The sequence below is a fragment of the Streptomyces longispororuber genome, from assembly GCF_024448165.1.
GTDB lineage: Bacteria > Actinomycetota > Actinomycetes > Streptomycetales > Streptomycetaceae > Streptomyces > Streptomyces longispororuber_A.
Genome location: NZ_JAMOLN010000061.1, coordinates 1 through 19,467 on the forward strand (window position 1 = coordinate 1; position 19,467 = coordinate 19,467).

Here is a 19,467-nt window from a genome sequence, read left to right on the forward strand (position 1 = left end):
ACCCTTCAACCCCGTCTCGCTCGCCATCGGCGCCAACGCGTCGTTCGTCGCGCGGACGGTGGACTCGGACCGCAAGCACCTCACCGAGGTACTGCGCCAGGCAGCGGCCCACCCGGGCACCGCGCTCGTCGAGATCTACCAGAACTGCAACATCTTCAACGACGGCGCCTTCGAGGTCCTCAAGGACAAGCAGCAGGCCCAGGACGCCGTCATCCGCCTGGAACACGGACAGCCGATCACCTTCGGCGCCGAGCAGGGCAAGGGCGTCGTCCGCGACGCACGGACCGGAGAGCTGGAGGTCGTCGCGGTGACCGAGGACAACCGCGCGCGGATCGTCGTCCACGACGCGCACGCCGCGTCCCCGACCACGGCCTTCGCCCTCTCCCGCCTCGCCGACCCCGACACCCTCCACCACACCCCCATCGGCGTCTTCCGCGACGTCGAACGCCCCGTCTACGACACCCAGATGGCCGACCAGCTCGACGCCGCCATCGAACAGCACGGCAAGGGCGACCTCGGTGCCCTCCTCGCCGGCAACGACACCTGGACCGTAAGGAGTTCGGCATGACGTATGTGATCGCGCAGCCCTGCGTCGACGTGCAGGACAAGGCCTGTGTCGACGAGTGCCCCGTCGACTGCATCTACGAGGGTCCGCGCAAGATGTACATCCAGCCCGACGAGTGCGTGGACTGCGGCGCCTGCGAGCCCGTGTGCCCGGTCGAGGCGATCTTCTTCGAGGACGCCGTCCCCACGGAGTGGGCCGGGTACCGCACCGCCGACCGGGAGATCTTCGCCGCGGTGGGTTCGCCGGCCGGGGCCAGCGGCGTCGAGCCGTTCGCCGCCGACCATCCGGTGGTGGAGCGGGAACCGGTGAGCGAGCCGCACTGAGGCCCTGCGCCGAGGGCCCGTACGGGAGGCGGCCTTCACCGCCTCTCCCGTGGTTCTTCAGTGGGACCGGAGACCGTGAAGGGGAGAGCACCCGCATGCTCGCCGACGCCACCGCGCGCCATCGACCGGACTCCGTCGCAGAGGACTCTCCATGAATCTCCCCTCCTCACCATCCACCGGCCCGTCCACCGGCTCGCTGCCCACCGGTCGGGCCGGTGCCGTCGTCACGGACGCCGCGCCGCTCCAGGTGCCGCCGCCCGCGGCGGCGTTCCTCGGCCCGCACCACCTCGTCCACCGGCCCGACACCCCGGAAGGCTTCCTGCTCTCCGCCACCCCTCCCGGCCGGCACCGGTTCGGCTTCTCCGCCCGGCTGCCCGAGGCGCACCCGCTGTTCGCCGACTCCACCGCCCCGTTCCACGACGTGCTGTACCCGATGGAGTCCCTGCGGCAGATGGCGGTCTTCGCGGCGGGCCGCTACTTCCGGGTGCCGGACAACCGGCGGATCCTGCTCGCCGACTGTGCGTTCGCGATCACCGCCCTGCCCTCGTGGCAGCGTGCCGCGCCCGCCGGCGCCCGGCTCACCCTCGACCTCGACCTGACCCCGGCCGACGTGGTCAAGGGAGTGCCGCGGTCGATGGACTGCGGGGCGTCGATCAGCATCGACGACGAGGAGTGCGGGACGGTCCGGGCCCGCCTGGTGTTCCTGATGCCGGGCGTCTACCGCAATCACCGCGCGAACTCCCGCCGGGAGAGCGAGCGCACGGCGGGCGGCAACAGCGGGCTGCCGGACGGGCACGGGGTCCCGGGCGCCGAGCTCGTCGGCCGGTGCAGCCCCCGCAACGTACTGATCGGGCTGCCGCTGGAGGAGGACGACGAGTCGCTGACCTTCCCGGTCAACATCCCCGCCGCCCGCGAGGTGCTGCCCGACTCGGGTTCGGAGGTGCCGGCCGCGCTGTTCCTCGAAGCGTCCCGGCAGGCCGCGCTGTTCGGGGTCGGCGAGCTGTACGGGCTCGCCCCCGGGCACGCCGTCCTGACCCGGTGGGAGGCCGCGTTCCGCGGGTTCGCCGAGCCGGGCCTGCCGCTCCTGTGCTCGGTGCGGCCGCAGCACCGCGGCACCCCGGGCGAGGTGCGGCGGGACGCCGCCGGGCGCCCCTTCGCCGAGCTCTCCCTCGTGTTCACCCAGGGGATACGGGTCGTGGCGGAGGTCAGCACCTCCGTCCTGCAGATCTGCTGACGGCCGCGCACCGGTCGGGGGCGGCACAGACAAGGAGCAACCATGCGCTTTCAGGTACTGGGCCCGGTGCGGATGTCGCCACGCACCCCGACGGCGGCCAAGCCGCGCGTGGTGCTGGCGACCCTGCTGGTGAAGAACAACACCGTCGTGTCCGCACACAGTCTGATCGACGAGCTGTGGGGGACGACACCGCCGCGCACCGCCTCGACGACGCTCCAGGTGTACGTGTCGCACCTGCGCAAGGCGCTCGCGGGCCCCGACGGGGTGCCGGACGCCGGCGGGCAGCCGCTGGTGACCCAGCCGCCGGGCTACGTCATGCGGGTGGCGCCCGACGAACTCGACCTGGTCCTCTTCGAGTTGCTGCGCGCGCAGGGCCGGACGGCGTACGACGAGCGGGACTACGTCGACGCGTCCCGGCTGCTCGGCGAGTCCCTGGCGTTGTGGACGGGCCCGGCGCTGTCCGGCATCCCGCACGGGTCCTCGCTCCAGTCCACCGCGATCCGGCTCGACGAGCTGCGCTCGGAGACGCTGGAGCAGCGGATCAGCGCGGACCTGAAGCTGGGCCGCCACCAGGAGCTGATCGGTGAACTGATGGCGCTGGCCCACGAGTTCCCGATGCGGGAGAGCCTGCACGGGCTGCTCATGGTGGCGCTGTACCGGGCCGGGCGGCAGTCGGACGCCATCCAGGCCTACCACCGGGTGCGGCGCACGCTGGTGGACGAGCTCGGCGTGGAGCCCGACAGCTCCCTCAAGCGCATCCTGGCCCGGCTGCTCGCCTCCGACCCCGCGCTCGCCTGGCACCCCGCGCGCGGCCGGGCCGACGCCCCGGCCCCCGGCCGCCACCCCTCCGCCAGGACCGCCGGGACCGCCCCGGTGGCGCCCGCCGACCTGCGTCCGCCGCTGTGGCTGCCGCCGCCGCTCGCCGACTTCACCGGCCGCGCCGATGAACTCGACCGGTGCGCCGTGCTGCTCACCGGAACCGACCGCTCGGCGCCCCGCATAGTGGCCGTGTCGGGCAGGCCAGGTGTCGGCAAGACCGCCCTGGCCGTCCAACTGGCCCGCGGGGTCGAGGGGTTCGCGGCCGGCCGGGTGCTGGTGCCGCTGCGGGACTCCGCCGGACGGGCGCTCACGGCGCAGGCCGCGATGGCCGCGCTGCTGCGCCGACTGCTGCCCCCCGGCCCGGAAGGACCCGCCGCCGTCCCCACCGAACTCGACGACCTGAGCGACCAGTTGCAGCACGTCACCCGTGGCCGGGAGCTGCTGCTCGTCCTCGACGACGCGGTGTCCGAGGCCCAGATCCGTCCGCTGCTCGCCGCGGTGCCGGACGCCGCGGTGCTGCTCACCGGCCGCCGCCCGCTGGCCGCCCTGGAACACGCCCGGCACCTGGTCCTCGACGTGCTCGGCCAGGAAGAGGCCGAATCCCTGCTGCTCACCACCGGCGGCCCGCGCATGGCGGAGGACCCGGCGGCGGTGACCCGGATCGCCCGGCTGTGCGGACGGCTGCCGCTGGCGCTGCGCGTCGCGGCGGGCGGGACGGCGGTGCAGCCGCACTGGACGGCGGGCGGACTCGCGCGCCGCCTGGAGGACGAACGCACCCGGCTCGCCGCGCTGTCGCTGGGCGACCTCGACGTGCGCAGCAGCCTGCTCACCGCGTACCACGAGGTGTCGGAGGCCGGCCGGCACGCGTTCCGCCGGCTGGGCCTCGCGCCGCTGCCCGACTTCCCCGTGTGGGCCGCGCAGTCCCTGCTGGGCGCCGCCCCGGAGGCGACGGAGGAGCTCCTCGGCGCGCTGGTGCGCGCCCAACTCCTCGACGTGCGCCAGGAGTCGGGGACGGACACCGTGCCCGGCGGGGCCGTGCGGTACGGCTACCACACGCTGCTGCGTTCGCTGGCCCTGGAGATGCTGGCCGAGGTCGACGGCGAGGAGACCGTCACGGAGACGATCGGCCGGCTCGGCCGGGCCTTCCTGCTGCGGGCCAGGGCCGCCGACGCGCGGCTGACCCCCGGCCGGGACCGGCTGGCGGGCGTGCTGGAGACCGCCGCCGGGGAACTGCCGCCGGGGGACGCCGCGGTGAGCACGCCGCTGCGCTGGTTCCGGGCGGAGTCGGCGGGACTGCTCGAAATGGTGCGGCGGCTGCACGGAGCCGGACTGTGGGGGCTGACCTGCGCGCTGGCGTCGGCGACGAGCGGCTACTACGAGGCCTGCGGCGTGTGGGACGACTGGCGGATCGGCCACGAGCTCGCGGTCGACGCGGCCCGCCGCAGTGGTGACGCGCTCGCGGAGGCCACGCTGCTGCGCTCGCTGGGCGATCTGGCCTGGCAGCGTCGGGACGCCGCGCGGGCCGTGGACCACTACCGGCACGCGGCCCGGCTGTTCGCGCTGACCGACGACGGGATCGGGGCCGCCCGCTGCGCCACCGGGGAGGCCGATGTGCTGCTCGGGCAGGGCGAGTTCGGCCGTGCGGACGCGCTGTACAGGCGGGCCCTGGAGCGGGCCGCGGCCGAGGGCGACACCCGGGGCTGCGCGGAGGCCGAGCGCGGTCTTGCGCTGGTCGCGCTCCTGACGGGCCGGCCCGCCGACTGCCTCGCGTCGCTCGAAGGGTGCGCGAGCGCGGCCGGTGCGCTGGGCGACGTCCGCTGGCACGGGTACGCGCTGCGGCTCGCGGAGCAGGTCCGTGCCGCGGGGCGGGCAGCCGTGGCGTGGCCGCACCTCGAAGTGCGGCCCGGGGTCTGGCTGATGAGCGACGTTCCCGTGGCCGAGGGGCCGGTGGCCGAGCTGCCCACGGGCTGAGCGGCCGGCCGGGCGGGCACCCGGAACGACGGCGGCCCCGTCGCGTCCTGAAGGACGTGGCGGGGCCAGGGTCTGTCCGGCGGATCATGTCGCGGGCGCGGGGTCTGGCACGCCGACCTGCGGCGTTGTCGTCAATCACCATCGCTCCGCGATGCCTCAATCCTCCGCCTTGCATCTCGACGCGCCAGACCCCGCTCACCCGCACCGATTGATGACGGCCTCTCGGATGCGACCTGATCCGCCGGACAGACCCTGGTGCCGCAGGTCGGGCCGGTGGTCAGGCCGGGCGCAGTGCGCGCAGGGTGGCCGGGTCCAGGTCGGCGGCGCTGAGCCGGCGGGGTGCGGGGCGGCGGTTGCGGAGCATCTGGCGCCACTGCTCGGGGCTGAAGCTGGCCGGCTGGGTCGTACCGATGAAGTCGCGCAGCACCGACAGGAAGCGGTCGGGGTCGCTGCGGAAGGGGAAGTGGCCCGCTTCCTCGAAGATCTCCAGCCGGCTGCCCGGCATCGAGACGTGTCCGAGTCCTGCGTGCAGCGCCGGGACGACCTGGTCGCGGCCGCCCCAGACGAGCATGGTGGGCATGCCCTGGGCCAGGTAGCAGCGGTCGAGCATGGTGCCAACCTGTCCGCGCCAGTCGACGACGGCGCGCAGGGTGCGCACGAACGCGTTGCGCGAGGTGGCGTCGGGCAGGGCGTCGACGACGCGCAGCAGGTCGGGGGCGTCGACGGCGAGGTCGGTGCCCAGCCACTGGAGGACCTTGACGGCGGCTCCCACCTGCCAGCGCATGGTGGGCAACTGGAGCAGTTGCAGGACCAGTTCGGCGCCGGGCAGGGAGGCGGCCCGCAGCAGCGGGGTGACGTGCCGGCTGACGCCGCCGGTGCCGACCAGGACGAGGCGCTCGCACCGCTCGGGGAACTGGTAGGCGAACTGCATGGCCACGGCGCCGCCGAGGGAGTGCCCCACGATGGTGGCGCGTTCGACGCCGAGGACGCTGAGCAGGTCCCGCATGCCGTTGGCGTAGGCGGCCAGTGAGTAGTCGGCCCGTGGTTTGTCGGAGTGTCCGTGGCCGAGCAGGTCGGGTGCGATGACCCGGTGGCTGCGGGCGAGGCCGGGCATGATGTCCCGCCAGGTGTCGGACGAGTCGCCGATGCCGTGGATCAGGAGGACGGCGTCGCCCTTCCCGGCCATCCGGAAGGCCCTGCGGTGGCCGTGCACGGTGCGGTGGCGCAGCCGGATGCCGGCGCCGCGGGGGCCGCGGGGTGCGTACTGTGCGGACAGGGACACGGACGTCATGCCTCCTCGCGCCGCCCGTGGCGGCGGCTGTGGCCGCGGCGGCCGTCGGTCGTGTACGGCGCCGGGGCGGGCCGGTACCGGGTGGTCGTCAGATCGCTCTCGATGACACCGAGCGAGGCGAGCGACTGCCAGGGACGTACCGTCCCGGTCGTGGCCTTCGGTGTAGGTCCGTCAGTCATGGCTGCGTCTCCTCGACGTCCGTGCGGGCGAAAGGGTTCGGTGTGGTGTCCTCTTCGGGTGGGGGCGGCGCCTCGGCCGGACGGGTACGGGTCAGTGGCGGCGGCCGGTGAGCCGGGACAGCAGCAGCTGGGAGAAGAGCCAGCGGCGCATCGCGCCGAGGTGGCCGGGCGAGCCGTGCACGTCGTCGAACGTCTTGACCCGCAGGTCGGGCAGTGCGGCGAGGAGCCCGCGCTCGGCGGCCGGGATGATCTCGTCGCGGCTGCTGGCGACGTACCGTACGGGCACCCGCACCTGCCGCAGCCGGTCGGCGCCGATGGCGTGTTCCGGCAGGGCGGACCAGAGGGCGTCGTGGTCGGCGGCCCCGGTGAGCCGGCACAGCGTTTCGACGGTGATGCGGGGGATCCTGGGCCGCCAGTCGGTGTCGGTGAAGAAGGCTCCGACGGGTGCCCCGACCGTCAGGATGCGGCGGATCCGGGCGTCCTCGGACGCGGCGTGCAGGGCGAGGCTGCCGCTGAAGCTGAGGGTGAGCAGGGAGGTGTCGGCGACGTTCGCCCGGTCGGCCAGCTGGTCCAGGAGGTGCGGCAGCAGCTCCCAGGAGTCCGGCCGGTAGGTCAGGGTGTTCTCGCCGACGCCGGGGAACTCGGTGACGACGGCGGCGAATCCCAGCCGTCCGAGCAGGGGCAGCAGCGGCGCCCACTGTTCCTTGACGCTGACGATGCCGCCCATGACGATCAGCAGCGGGCGGCGCCTGGCGGGGTGGAGGCCGGTGGTCCAGCAGGCCACCCGGCCGTCCTGGAAGGGGATGTCGAGCCGCTCGATGTCGCGGTCGCGGCGCCAGGTGTCGAACGACTCGACGCCGAGCCGTCCCGCGGCGGCCCTGACCGGATCGCCGTGGTACGGGAAGCGGGCGAGCGCGAAGTGGGCGCAGGCCTCCAGGTGGCGGCCGCGGACCGCGGCGGCGCGGCCGGCCCGGGTCCAGGTGGCGGCCCACGACTCCGGGTCGCCGCGCCGGTCGTTGCTGATCCCGGACAGGATGCGGGCGGCCTTGCCCGGCGCCATGCCCTGTCCCCGGGCGTGCAGGAGGGCGAACTCCTTGAGCTCCAGGAGGTGATGCTCCGTCAATTCTGGCTGGGTCAGGTGCTGTTGGTCCATGATGGCTCCCCGCTGTGTGCGGTCAGTGTCCGGGCCGCCGCTTGCGGGCCGGTTGTACAGCGGGCGCCGGAAGCCCGCTCACCACCAGTCGTCCCGCTCGTGCCGCTCGTCCTCCTCGTGGCCGAGCACCTCGGACAGGGCGTCGACGATGCCGGCGTCGAGCATGGTGTGCGCCTGGGTGTCGGTGGTGACGCCGAACCCGGAATCGCCCACGGCCACGCTGACCGTGTAGCGGTCGAGCAGCCCGTAGGTGCGGAAGGACCACTCGCTGCCGGAGCCGGGGGTGCCGTCCGGGCGGCGCACCTCGGTCGGGGTGCCGTCGGTCTCGAACCCGAAGTCCGTGAAGCGGAACTGCATGCCGAGCCCGATGGCCTTGCTGTACGCCTCCTTGAGCGTCCAGAGGCGCACCATCGCCGGGTCCCGCTCGTGGTCGGCCATCGCCTCGATCATCTCGGCCTCGTGCGGGGTGCACAGGTGCCGGCCGAGTCCCGCCCCGTACAGGGTGCGGTCGGCGCGTTCGGCGTCGACGCCGATGACGGCGCCGGTGGCGAGTCCCACGAGCAGCAGGTCCTCGGTGTGGCTGAGGCTGATCTGCACGCCGTCGTAGCCGTGCAGGTACGGGCGTCCCGAGGGCGTGTAGCCCAGTTCGACCGACTGCGGCGGCACGTGCAGCGCGGCGCCCGCGGCGAACTTCAGGAGCACCCGCGACGAGGCGAACCGGGTGCGCACCTCGGGGTGGGTCAGGTCCAGGTAGCGGGCCCAGTCCCGGCCGAGCAGCGCGCGCAGCCGCGGTCCCCCGGCCCGCTCGGGACGCCAGTCGTCCAGGCGTGCGTAGAGGATCGCGGTGGCGTGGGTGGCGAGGTCACGTCGGACTCCGTTCCAGTCCCCGCGCGGCCCGGTGATCACGATCGGCTCGCCGAACGTCCGGCCCGGGGAGGGTTTCCCTGGAGCCGTCATCGAAGTCCTCCATGGTCTGGCGGAGATCGCCGAGCAGGTCGGCGGCGGCCGCCCCGTCGATCACCCGGTGGTCGAAAGTGAGCCCGAGCCGCATGACGGGCGCCGCCACGACCTGTCCGTCCCGTACGACGGCCCGGTCCACGACGCGTCCCGCGCACAGGGTGACGGCGGTGCCGCCGGCGGAGTGGAACCCGTCGACGGCGCCGTGCCCGAGGGAGCTGACCGACACCGTGCCGAAGATCCCCGGGCGGCGGCGCGGGTCGCGCAGGGCCGCCGCGAAGGCCGCCCTGCCGAGCGGGACGGGCAGCCGCCCCAGCATCCGTACGCCCTTGAACTCGGGGAGGGCTGCGGTGTGTTCGCCCCGGTAGCGGTCCACCTGTTCCTGGACCTGGTCGAGCGAGAGCTGCTCAAGGCGGGGCACGAGGGCGGAGAGCACGGTGCGCTCCCCGTCGACGGTGCGGTCCAGGGCCAGCTTCGCGGTCACCTGGCCGAACCGTACGGTCCGGGGCCGGCGCAGCACGGACGGCCAGCCCGGTGCCATGACCGCGTTGGCCTCGGGGTGCCGGGCCATCGCCCGCCCGGTGGCGTGCAGCAGGTAGCTGACGACGGAGTAGCGGGTGCCGGCGGCGCGGGCGGCGGCCCGGTGGGCCTGGATCCGGGTCATGTCGATGTCGGTGTCCAGGTGCACGGGCCGCTGCCCGGCCGCCCACTCCAGGAAGTACAGGGTGTGGCGGCGGCGCCGTTCCTGGTGCCGCTGCGGTGCGTCGGTCATGCCGGGACCGCCAGTTCGTAGAACCGGCGCAGGCTGCGGGCCTCCAGGACCCGGCCGACCGGGACGGTGAGGCCGGTGGCCAGTTCCACCGCGGTGACGAGTTTGAGCAGGTGCAGCGAGTCCCATTCGGGGAGTTCGTCGAAGTCGGCGGCGACCTGCTCGTCGGTGACGGGCAGGCCCAGTTCGTCGCGGACGGTCGTGACGAAGTCGGCCAGGCTGTAGGCGGGGCGTGTAGTGGTCATATCCTCTCCAGGGCGAAGCCGGCCTTGATCCACTTGCTGGACTCGATGGCGACGGCGAGTGCCTTCTGACCGGCGGTCATCTTCTCCAGGAGCCGCTCGATCTGCAGGAACGGCAGTGCGTTGCCGTTGTTGCCGGTGTCGGCGACGCAGGAGATCTCGGTGGCCGAGGGCACGTCGAGCTGTTCGGTGATCTTGCGGGTCATCCGGCCGGACAGCTGCGGCGGCAGGATGTAGTCCAACTCGTCCTGGCTCCAGTCGAGTTCGCCGAGCAGCTCCCAGAGGATCTCCACGGCCATCACCGGGACGTGCTCCTCGATGGCCTTGTAGTCCTCGGTGAGGGCCTGCCGGTCGTCGTAGCGGTCGGCGAGGCCGAACCACTCGATGACCTGGCCCGGCTTGCGGCCCAGGCCGGTGAAGCGGTTCAGGACGTGCCGCAGGACGACCTGGGCGCCGCGCGGTTCGTCGGTGAGGACGGCGGCCCCCGCGCCGTCGCCGAACAGCACGAAGTTGACCAGGTCGCTGGGGGCCGCCTTGGCGAGGTCGCGGTCGACGTCGAGGTGCTTGCTGCACACGTCGCCGCCGATGACCAGGCCGGTGCGGTACTCGCCGGACGCGATGAGAGTGCGGCCCAGGCTGAGCGCCTGCACCGCGCCCGCGCAGCCGGACTGCAGCTGGAAGGTGGGCACCTGGTCGAGGCCGAGCAGATCGACGACGTTGTTGACGGTGGCCGGCATCAGGGTGTCGGGGGTGGCGGTGCCCAGGACGACGAAGTCGATGTCGCCCGGGTCCACCTCGGCGGCGGCGATGGCGCGCTCGCCCGCCTGGGCGCACAGGTCGGCCAGCGACCAGCGCACGGCACCGGTCTTCAGGTCCCGGGCGAAGTGCCGGGTCCTGGTGCCGATGAACATCTCGATCCATTCCTCGTTCGCGCCCAGGACCCGGGCCAGTTCGGCGTTGCCGACCGCCTCGCCGGGCAGGGCCGTGCCGACGGAGGCGAGATGGACCTGCCGGTCCTGCGGGTGGTCGCTCATGCTGTCCTCTCCTGGGTGCTGTCGATGGCGGGAGCGCAGTACTCCCGCAGGAAGTCCACGAGGTCACCGACCGACGCCAGCCGGGGCAGCAGGTCCTGCACCGTCAGTTCGGCGAGGGCGGGCAGGCGTTCCTCCAGGCGCTTCTTCAGCTCCATGACCATCACGGAGTCGAAGCCCAGGTCCTCGTAGAGCCGCAGCAGCGGGCCGAGCTCGGCCACCTCGTAGCCGCCGACCTGTCCGATGGCGGACAGCGCCGCCTCGGTCACCGGGTCGGCGGGCGCGGGGCGTTCCAGGACGAGCACCCCGGTGTCCGTGCTCCGGCCGGCCGGCCGCGCCGGTCCGTCCGGTGTGACGGTCGGCGCGGGTGCGCCGGAGCGGCGGGCCGGGCCCGCGGTCCAGTACCGGTGCTCGTCGCTGAAGGCGTACGGGCTGAGCCGGTACGGTGCCTGGTCGCGGGTCTCGTAGGCGTTCTCCCAGCGCGGGTCGAGGCCGCCGCGGTACAGCTCGGCGACCGTGTCGGCCAGGTCCTGGCCGCCGGAGTCCGCGCCGCGCACGGGGGCGGTGACGACCGGCCGGGTGCCGGACTCGGGGGGCGGCAGTTTGCGGGTCAGGGAGGACAGCACGGGCGAGGGGCCGACCTCCACGGTGTGGCTGGGCCCGGCGTCGCGCAGCGCGGTGAACGCGTCCGCGAACAGCACCGGCCGGCGGATGTGCGCCACCCAGTAGTCGGCGTCCATCGCCTCGCCGTCCAGCAGCCTGCCGTACAGCGTGGAGTACAGCGGCAGTCGGGGCACTCCCCCGCCGACCTCGCGGGCGACCTCGGCGAAGTCGTCCAGCATGGGCTCCATGAGGTGCGAGTGGAAGGCGTGCGAGACGCGCAGCGTCCGGGTGCGGATCCGGTCCCGCTCGAACTCCTTGTCCAGGCGCATCAGCGCCATGGAGTCGCCGGACAGCACGGTGGCGTGCGGGCCGTTGACGACGGCGATCCCGGCCTCCGGCTCGTCGGCCAGCCGCTCGGCGAGCTCCTCGGGACCGGCGAGGACCGCCAGCATGCCGCCGCCGTCGGGCAGTTGCTGCATCAGCGCGCCGCGGGCCGCGATCAGCCGGGCCGCCGCGTCCAGCGGGAACACGCCGGCCAGGCAGGCGGCCGCGTACTCGCCGACGCTGTGGCCCAGCAGCAGCGAGGGCTCCGCGCCGAGTTCCTGCAGTGTGCGGCCGAGGGCGTGGCCGACGGCGAACAGGGCGGGCTGGGCCCACTGAGTGAGGTGCACCGACTCGTCGCCGGTCAGGACGAGGTCCCGCACGGAGCGGCCGGTGTGCGGGCGCAGCGCGGCGTCGGCCTCGTCGAGGAAGTGCCGGTACAGCGGCGACTCCTCGTACAGGCCCGCCGTCATCCTGGGGTACTGCGAGCCCTGTCCGGTGAACAGGAACGCGGTGCGCGGGGCGCCGCCCGCCTCTCCGGTGAGGCCGGCGAACAGGGCGGGGTCGGCCACCGCCGCGTGCAGGCGCTGGACGAGGGTGGCGGTGTCCGGGGCGCTGACCGCGAAGCGGTGCCGGTGGCCGGACTTGACCCGGTGGGAGTTCCAGCCGACGGCGCCGACGGGGGCCCGCCGGGCGCTCAGCGCGTCGGCCTGCGCGGCGAGGTTGCGGTGCAGGGCCTGCGGGCTGGGCGCGGTCAGCGTGAACAGGGCGCTGCCGATGCCCCGGGGCCGCTCGTCGGGGCGGGCGGCCGGGCGGGCGGCCGCCGGCGGCGCGGACTCCAGGACGGCGTGGGCGTTGGTGCCGCCCATGCCGAAGCTGCTCAGTCCGGCGACGCTGGCGCCGCGGGGCAGCCGCAGCGGTGCCTTCAGCAGCCGCAGTCCCTTGCCGCGCAGGTCGAGCCGCTCGTTCTCCTTGGCCGCGAACCGGCTGGCGGGCACGGTGCCGTGGTGCAGCGACAGGGCCACCTTGATGAGTCCCGCGATGCCGGCGGCGCCCTCGGTGTGCCCGAAGTTGCCCTTGACCGAGCCGAGGGCCATCGGCCGCCCGGTGCGTCCGGCGTGGTGGTGGCCGAGGGCCGACACCTCCATCATGTCGCCGAGCACGGTGCCGGTGCCGTGTCCCTCGGTGAAGGCCACCTGGTCCGGTTCGATCCCGGCCCGGCGGTAGGCGGCGCCGATGACCTCCTGCTGCGACCAGCGGTTGGGGGCGGTGATGCCGTTGCTGCGGCCGTCCTGGTTGACGGCGGTGCCGCGGATGACCGCGTACACCTGCTGTCCGTCGGCGAGCGCGTCCTCCAGGCGGCGCAGGACGACGGCGCCGACGCCCTCGCCGCGGCCGATGCCGTTGGCCTGGGCGCTGAACGGCTTGCAGCGGCCGTCGGGCGCGGAGAGTCCTGCCTGGTTGTAGAAGATGGACAGGGCGGGGGTGAGCGCCACGTTGACGCCCGCCGCGATGGCGTAGTCGCACTCGCCGGACAGCAGGGCGTTGCCCGCCAGGTGCACGGCGACGAGCGATGAGGAGCAGGCCGTGTCCACGGCGAGGCTCGGGCCCTTGAGGTCCAGGTGGTAGGAGACCCGGTTGGCCGTCATGCAGTAGCCGTTGCCGGAGCCGACCTGGGCGCTGACCCGGTCGTAGTCGGTGAGGTGCAGCTGGGCCCATTCGTTGCCCATGATGCCGACGTAGACGCCGGTCGACGTGCCGGCGAGCTGTTTCGGGGCGATCCCCGCGTCCTCGACGGCGCGCCAGGCGCACTGCAGCAGCAGCCGCTGCTGCGGGTCCATGGCGGCCGCCTCACGGGGGGAGACGGTGAAGAACTCGTTGTCGAAGGCGTCCGGGTCGTCGATGAAGCCGCCTTCGGTGGTGTTGGCGCGTCCTTCCGCCGGGGTCGGCGAGTGGAAGTCCGCGGCGTCCCACCGCTGTCGGGGGACCGAGGAGATCCCGTCCCCCGAGCGCATCAGCAGCTCCCAGTAGGCGCCCGCGTCGGGCGCCCCCGGGAACCTGCAGTCGAGACCGACGATGGCGATCCGGTCCATCAGCCCGCCGCCGGCTCGGCCAGGCTCTGTGCCAGGTGGGTGGCGAGGGCCTGGACCGTCGGGTAGTCCCAGGCGACCGTCGGTTCGAGGATCAGGTCGAAGTCCTCCTCGATGTCGCCGCACAGGCTGAGGGCGGCGACGGAGTCGAGGCCGTACTCGGCCAGGGGCACGCTCGGGTCGATCTCCTGAGGCCTGCGCTTGAGGTAGAGGGCGATGCGGTCGGACAGCCACGCGGTCAGTTCGTCGGTGGTGCGTCCGGTGGTGGGAACGGACATTCTGCGCTCCTCGGAAGAGTTCCTCGGTCGGTCAACTCGACTGGCTGGGAAGGCTTCTCAGCCCGCCAGCGGGGTGTTGTAGAGGTCGTAGCTGCGGGCGTCGTGGAAGCGGCGGAGCACCTCGTCGTGCAGCCGCGTCTCACAGGTGGCGGGCAGGTCGGGCAGCTGGTGGCCGAGGCGCCGGCCGAGCCGGTGCAGGGCCGCGGCGAGCCAGGCGGGGTCGGCGAGGAAGTCGTCGGGGCCGCCCTGGGCCTCCTGCCACACGCCGATCACCGCGGCGGCGGCGAGCAGCACCGCGTACCGGTCGGCGAGGGCGAAGGTGGCCGGGCTGGCCAGGGCGGTGCGGTCCTGCGGGGCGAGGCCGAGGCTCTGCTCCTGGATCTGGCGCAGTTCGTCCATGAGGCGCAGGGCGGCGCCGTGGGCCGCCCGCTCCTCGGGGCTCGAACTGGGCAGCCGGTCGACGGCGGCGACCAGGGAGGCGCTGAGCCCGTCCCGGCCGCTGGCGAGGGTGAGCCGGTCGAAGGGGATGCCGGGCAGGTCCTCGCGCGGCCGGAACAGGCTCGCGGGCGCCGGGTCGTCCTTGAACCAGGCGCGGCGGGCGAGCCGGGACAGCTGCGGGATGATCGTGGCCTGGCAGGCCGCGGAGCCGGCGTGGCCGAGGCTGAGGACGGGCAGGTCGCGCACGTGCTTCTGGAAGATCCCGAACTCGCCCTCGCGGGTGTAGAACCGGGCGCCGAGCACGATGGACAGGTCGTACATCGCGTCGGTGAGCATCTTGGGGACCAGGTACTTGACCACGGCCGCGTAGACGCTGGTCTCCTCGGGCAGCACGTGCACGGCGCGGGTCGCGGCGAGCGAGAGGCTGTCGCAGATCAGCAGGTCGAGGAAGGTCGTGGACAGGGTCGCCTTGGCGTGCGGGATGTCCATGACGGACTTGCGGTACAGCTGGCGTCCGAGGGCGAAGCCGGTGACGGTGCGCAGGGCGGTGTCGGTGGCGCCGAGGGCCATGCCGGGCACCGCGCTGCGGGTCATCTGGAAGGCCCGCAGGGCGAGTTCGACGCCCTTGCCCTCCTCGCCGACGAGCGCGGAGTCGGGCACCGGGCAGTCCGTGAAGTCCAGGCCCGACAGGTGGCAGCCGCGGACGCCGACCGCGTCGTAGCGCGGCAGGACCTGGAAGCGGTCCTGGTCCAGGTCGTCCCGCTCGGCCAGCACGACCGAGTGGCTGCGGCTGCCGGGGGCGGGGCTGGTGCGGCTGAACAGCACCCAGGCCGCGGCCCGGTCGGCGTTGTTGATGACCTGCTTGGCGCCGTTGAGGAGGTAGCCGCCGTCCACCGGGCGGGCCTGGAACTCGTTACGGACGAAGTCGTTGCCGTGGGCGAGTTCGTGGTAGGCCACCGACACCTTCTTGCCGTCGAGCAGCAGCTCGGCGAGGCGGCGTTGCTGCTGTTCGGTACCGGAGCTCCACACGTTGACGGCGGCCATGAACGAGGTGACGCCGTAGCCGAGTCCGAGGGCGATGTCGCGGCGGAAGACCTGGCGCATCACCCGGACGAGGGTGTCGATGCGCTCAAGGCGTCCGCCGTGGTGCACCGGCACGAACTCGGCGTTGAGGGCCAGTTCGTCGAGGGCCCGCTCGCCGGGCTCGGACAGTTCGCCGCGCTCGTCGTCCGCGAGCAGTGCGGCGTACGAGAGCTCGCCGCGCTCGTCGGTGGGGTCACCGAGGCGTTCCTCCAGCTCGGCGATGCGGGCGACGGCCCGGCCTTCCTGGCCGCCGGGCGGGTGGGTTCCCTGTGCTCCGGCGGACGCTCCGTGCGGCCCGTTGGCCGCGGTACCGATCAGCATGGCGTCCTCTCAGTTACGTGCGGTGGTGGCGTCGGCCACCGGTTCGGCCTGCGCGTTCGGCAGTCGGTGGGGGCGCAGCGAGAACAGTTCGCCGGCCCGCCTGGTGGTGATCAGGTGGTCGAGCAGCGCGTCGTGGGCCTCGTCGTCCCCGGCGCCGGGTTCGCCCAGGCGGTCCAGGATCCGGTCGAGGGCCGCCCGCAGCCACAGTCCGTCCCGCCACAGGGGTTCCGTGGCGGTGCCGGTGAACTGGGGCGCGCTGTGCGTCCACAGGCCGATGCAGACCGCCGCGGCGTGGCAGAGGGCGTAGCGGCGGGCCACCTCGAAGGCGGCGGGCGGGACGTCGCCGACGAGGCCCTTCCACTGCTCCATCTCCTCGTGGACCCGGTCGGTGACGGCCGCGACGCGGCGGGCCGCCGTGGCGGCCGGGGCCAGCGCGGGCTGCTGCGCGGCCAGTTCCGCGAGCCGGGCCACCGAGGGTTCGAGGCCGGCCAGGACGCCGCTGCCGCGGCGGGCGACCAGGGACAGCCGTGCGGGGTCGAGCCGGGGCAGCGGCGCGGACAGGTCGTAGGCGTCCAGGGCGCCGGTCACGTCGCCGGTGCCGCGCTGCCTGCCGCGTACCAGTGAACGGAACTGGTTGACCAGGGAGTTGAGGTTCACCAGGGTGTTGCCGTCGAACATGCCGACGATGCGGTGGTCGCGTTCCACCTTCTGGAACGAGCCGTGCGCGTGCACGCCCTTGAGGAAGGCGCGGGCGCCGAGCACCCGGGTGAGCCGGGACAGGACGTCCTCGGTGCCGCTGGGCAGCAGGTACTTGGTGACGGCCGCGGTGACGCTCATCTCGTCCGTCTGGGTGTGCACCAGGCGGGAGGCGGCGGTGCCCAGTGCCTCGTGCAGCAGTACGTCGGCGGCGGCGGTGCCCAGGACCCGGCGGGCCTGCGGGAGTTCGACGAGCCGGCGGCCGTAGAGCTCGCGCTCGACGGCGAAGTCGACGGCGATGCGCAGGCCGTGGTCGGCGGCGCCCAGGGAGAGCGCCGCGCACATGGTGCGGGTCAGCTGCAGCGCCTTGAGGACGATCTCCAGGCCCGCGCCCTCCGCGCCGACGAGCGCGGAGCGGTCGACCGCCGCGCCCTCGAAGGAGATGCCGGAGATGTCCGCGCCGCGGATGCCGTGCGTGTGCACCTTGGGCAGGTGGTGGTACGTCGCCGGGTCCAGCGTGCGCTTGTCCACGAGCAGGACGCTGAATCCACGGGGGCCTCCGGCCGGGTCGGTGCGGGTGAGCAGGGACAGCAGGCTGCCCCGCGTCGCGTTGTTGATCAGCCACTTCTCGCCGTCGACGAGCCAGCCCGTCGCGCCGGGGGTGCCGCGCACCTCGCCGGCGAGCAGGTCGCTGCCGTGGGCGCGCTCGGTCAGGCCGAGCGAGACGGGCACGCCGGCCCGGATGTCCGCGCCGAGTCCCGCGGCCTGCGCGGGCGTGCCCGCGACCCAGACGCAGATGCCGCCGAGGTAGGTCTTGCCGTGCCCGATGGCCACGGTGAGATCGCGGCGGGCGACGGCGCGCATGACCTGGAGCAGCGTCGCGTAGTCGGTCAGCCGGCCGCCGTGCTCGACGGGCACGTAGTGGCCGGGCAGGCCCCAGTCGTCGAGCCTGCGGCAGATGTCGGCCGGGAACTCCTCCTTGTCGTCGAGCTGCACGCAGCGCTCGTACGAGAACCAGCCACCGGGGTCGTCGGGGTCGCCGAGGAACGCGTCGAGTTCCTCGGCGGCCGAGCGGGTCCGTTCCGTCATGTCAGACCGTCGCCGCCAGGGCGGGTCCGGCGGCGTCGGCGACGATCCCGCGGACCGCCGGTTCGAGCACCTCGTACAGAGGGGTGAGCTCGCCCTGCAGGAACAGCTTGCGCATCAGGGTGCGCTGGATCTTTCCGCTGGTGGTCTTGCGGATGGTGCCGGGCCGCACCAGGATCACGTTGCCCGCGGGGACGTTGAGCTGCTGCCCGATGCGGCTCTGGATGGCCGTGGCCAGGCTGCGCAGGTCGCCGTCGACGGCGCTGATCCTGACCTCCTGCACCACGACGAGGCGCTCGCGGTCGGTCTCGACGGTGAACACCGCGCCGGCGCCGGCGCCCAGGGCCTTGTCGGTGGCCTGCACCGCCCGCTCGACGTCCTGCGGGTAGAGGTTGCGGCCGGAGAAGATGATCAGCTCCTTGAGGCGGCCGGTGACGTAGAGCTCGCCGTCCTCCAGGGCGCCGAGGTCGCCCGTGCGCAGCCAGCCGCCGGTGTCCTCGCCGCCGTCGCCGTCGGTGATGTGGGCGTCGAAGATCTCCACGTTGGTCAGCGGGCGCTTCCAGTAGCCGGAGGCCACGCTGTCGCCCTTGACCCAGATCTCGCCGACGGAGCCCTCCGGGCGTTCCCTGCGGGTGTCGGGGTCGACGATCTTCACCGTGAAGTCGTGGATGACGCCGCTGCTGACCAGCTCACGGCTCGTGCCCTCGGCCACCGGGTCGGTGAGCGTGCCCTGTTCGAGGGCGGCCGCGTCGACGGTGCGCACGGCGGGGCGGCGGTCCTTGGGGGTGCCGGAGACGAGCAGGGTGGTCTCCGCCATGCCGTAGCAGGGGAAGAACGACTCGGGCTTGAAGCCGGCGGGCGCGAAGCGCCGGGTGAACGCCTCGATGGTCTCGCGGCGAATCGGTTCGGCACCGTTGGCGGCGCTGACCCAGGTGGACAGGTCGAGTTCGGCGAGCTGCTCGTCGGTGACCCGGCGCACGCACAGGTCGTAGGCGAAGTTGGGGCCGCCGCCGATGGTGACGCCGTAGTCGCCGATGGACTTCAGCCAGCGGTGCGGGCGGCGCAGGAAGGACGTCGGCGAGAGCAGTACGGCGGAGCCGCCGATGTACAGCGGGTGCAGGATGTGCCCGATGAGACCCATGTCGTGGTAGAAGGGCAGCCAGCCACCGAACCGGGTCTGCCCGTCGGTTCCGGCGGCGTTCTGGATCGCGGCCTCGTTGGCCAGCAGATTGCGGTGCGAGACCATGACGCCCTTGGGGTCGCTGGTCGAGCCGGAGGTGTACTGCAGGAACGCGAGGTGCTCGGGGGTGAGGTCCGGCACCCGGTAGGCGCTCGCGTCACCGTGGTCCGCGGTGTCGGTCGCCAGGCACTTGACGTCGGTGAAGCCCTCGGAGACGAGCCAGGCGGATATCTCGGGCGCGCTCGCCGAGTCGGTCAGCACCGCGCGGACCTCGGCGTCGCGCAGGATGCCGGACACCCGGGTGAAGTGCTGGCCCTGCTCGGTGGGCAGCGGGGCGGGCACGGCGACGGAACCGGCGTAGAGGCAGCCGGTGAACGCCTTGATGAAGTCGGTGCCCGAGGGGTAGAGCAGGAGCACCTGGCCGCCCTCGGCGCCGTTCGCCTGCAGCCACGAGGCGATCCGGCGGGCCTCCTGGTCGAGGATGGCGTACGACAGGTGCTCGGGGACCGAGCCATTGGCGTCGTCCGGCAGGAAGATGAAGGCGTCCTCGGTACCGAGTTCGGCCGCACGGTCCAGAACCAGTTCCGTGAAGGTTCGGAAGCTTGTCAACGTCTTTGCCTGACCTCTCCGAGATCCGCAGGCTTGGCGCCGGCGCGATGGCTGTCTGGGACGCTTCCGAGACTCACCCGTTGCGCTAAGGCGCCGCTTGTGCTGCGCGGCCGGATCCGGACGTCCGGAGCCGGGCATACAACTGCCGCCCGCCACAGGGGGGGTGACGGGCGGCAGTCGGTGAGGGTCCGCACGCGTGTGCCGCGTGCGGCTCCCGGCTCCGGCGGG

Annotated in this window: 15 protein-coding genes and 1 pseudogene; 4 read left to right on the forward strand and 12 right to left on the reverse strand. The window is 73.4% G+C overall.

Annotation, left to right across the window (positions count from 1 at the left end):
• From M4J07_RS18660 to M4J07_RS18675, 4 genes and pseudogenes are all read left to right on the forward strand, one after another.
• Window positions 1-568: pseudogene (locus M4J07_RS18660) on the forward strand (2-oxoacid:ferredoxin oxidoreductase subunit beta); the annotation flags it as partial.
• Window positions 565-888 carry a ferredoxin gene (fdxA, locus tag M4J07_RS18665; RefSeq protein WP_255973323.1) on the forward strand — a complete coding sequence of 108 codons (324 nt, stop codon included), beginning with the start codon at window positions 565-567 and terminating at the stop codon, window positions 886-888. The pseudogene M4J07_RS18660 and the gene fdxA, both read left to right, overlap by 4 nt.
• 151 nt (window positions 889-1,039) lie before the next feature.
• Window positions 1,040-2,122, forward strand: coding sequence for an AfsA-related hotdog domain-containing protein (locus M4J07_RS18670; RefSeq protein WP_255973325.1), 1,083 nt, complete (start codon window positions 1,040-1,042; stop codon window positions 2,120-2,122).
• 42 nt (window positions 2,123-2,164) lie between these two features.
• The gene (locus M4J07_RS18675; RefSeq protein WP_255973326.1) at window positions 2,165-4,912 is read left to right on the forward strand and encodes an AfsR/SARP family transcriptional regulator; all 2,748 of its coding nucleotides are present in this window, start codon (window positions 2,165-2,167) and stop codon (window positions 4,910-4,912) included.
• Window positions 4,913-5,189: 277 nt separating this feature from the next.
• On the opposite strand, the gene M4J07_RS18680 is transcribed toward M4J07_RS18675, so the two are convergent.
• The 12 genes from M4J07_RS18680 to M4J07_RS18735 form a co-directional block, all read right to left on the reverse strand.
• Window positions 5,190-6,203: an alpha/beta fold hydrolase gene (locus tag M4J07_RS18680; protein ID WP_255973328.1), complete on the reverse strand. Its 1,014-nt coding sequence runs from the start codon at window positions 6,201-6,203 to the stop codon at window positions 5,190-5,192.
• Window positions 6,200-6,382 carry a hypothetical protein gene (locus tag M4J07_RS18685; protein WP_255973330.1) on the reverse strand — a complete coding sequence of 61 codons (183 nt, stop codon included), beginning with the start codon at window positions 6,380-6,382 and terminating at the stop codon, window positions 6,200-6,202. Before M4J07_RS18685 ends, M4J07_RS18680 begins: the two co-directional genes overlap by 4 nt.
• Before the next feature lie 91 nt (window positions 6,383-6,473).
• Window positions 6,474-7,535 carry an alpha/beta hydrolase gene (locus M4J07_RS18690; RefSeq protein ID WP_255973331.1) on the reverse strand — a complete coding sequence of 354 codons (1,062 nt, stop codon included), beginning with the start codon at window positions 7,533-7,535 and terminating at the stop codon, window positions 6,474-6,476.
• Window positions 7,536-7,613: 78 nt separating this feature from the next.
• A complete protein-coding gene (locus tag M4J07_RS18695; RefSeq protein WP_255973384.1) occupies window positions 7,614-8,444 on the reverse strand; it encodes a 4'-phosphopantetheinyl transferase family protein in 831 nt (276 codons plus the stop codon).
• Window positions 8,398-9,264 carry a 2-oxo acid dehydrogenase subunit E2 gene (locus M4J07_RS18700; protein WP_255973333.1) on the reverse strand — a complete coding sequence of 289 codons (867 nt, stop codon included), beginning with the start codon at window positions 9,262-9,264 and terminating at the stop codon, window positions 8,398-8,400. Before M4J07_RS18700 ends, M4J07_RS18695 begins: the two co-directional genes overlap by 47 nt.
• Window positions 9,261-9,506, reverse strand: a complete 246-nt coding sequence (locus M4J07_RS18705; RefSeq protein ID WP_255973335.1) for an acyl carrier protein — start codon at window positions 9,504-9,506, stop codon at window positions 9,261-9,263. The genes M4J07_RS18700 and M4J07_RS18705 overlap by 4 nt, the downstream gene beginning before the upstream one ends.
• Window positions 9,503-10,537 carry a 3-oxoacyl-ACP synthase III family protein gene (locus M4J07_RS18710; RefSeq protein ID WP_255973336.1) on the reverse strand — a complete coding sequence of 345 codons (1,035 nt, stop codon included), beginning with the start codon at window positions 10,535-10,537 and terminating at the stop codon, window positions 9,503-9,505. Before M4J07_RS18710 ends, M4J07_RS18705 begins: the two co-directional genes overlap by 4 nt.
• The gene (locus M4J07_RS18715) at window positions 10,534-13,551 is read right to left on the reverse strand and encodes a type I polyketide synthase (protein WP_255973338.1); all 3,018 of its coding nucleotides are present in this window, start codon (window positions 13,549-13,551) and stop codon (window positions 10,534-10,536) included. The genes M4J07_RS18710 and M4J07_RS18715 overlap by 4 nt, the downstream gene beginning before the upstream one ends.
• Window positions 13,551-13,826: an acyl carrier protein gene (locus M4J07_RS18720; RefSeq protein WP_255973339.1), complete on the reverse strand. Its 276-nt coding sequence runs from the start codon at window positions 13,824-13,826 to the stop codon at window positions 13,551-13,553. Before M4J07_RS18720 ends, M4J07_RS18715 begins: the two co-directional genes overlap by 1 nt.
• Window positions 13,827-13,883: 57 nt before the next feature.
• On the reverse strand, window positions 13,884-15,668 hold the full coding sequence (locus M4J07_RS18725) for an acyl-CoA dehydrogenase (RefSeq protein WP_255973341.1): 1,785 nt from the start codon (window positions 15,666-15,668) through the stop codon (window positions 13,884-13,886).
• Between the two features lie 9 nt (window positions 15,669-15,677).
• Entirely contained in the window at window positions 15,678-17,453 is a 1,776-nt protein-coding gene (locus tag M4J07_RS18730; protein WP_255973342.1) for an acyl-CoA dehydrogenase family protein, read from the reverse strand.
• A gap of 1 nt (window position 17,454) precedes the next feature.
• Window positions 17,455-19,239: a fatty acyl-AMP ligase gene (locus M4J07_RS18735; protein ID WP_255973344.1), complete on the reverse strand. Its 1,785-nt coding sequence runs from the start codon at window positions 19,237-19,239 to the stop codon at window positions 17,455-17,457.
• Window positions 19,240-19,467 lie beyond the last annotated feature (228 nt).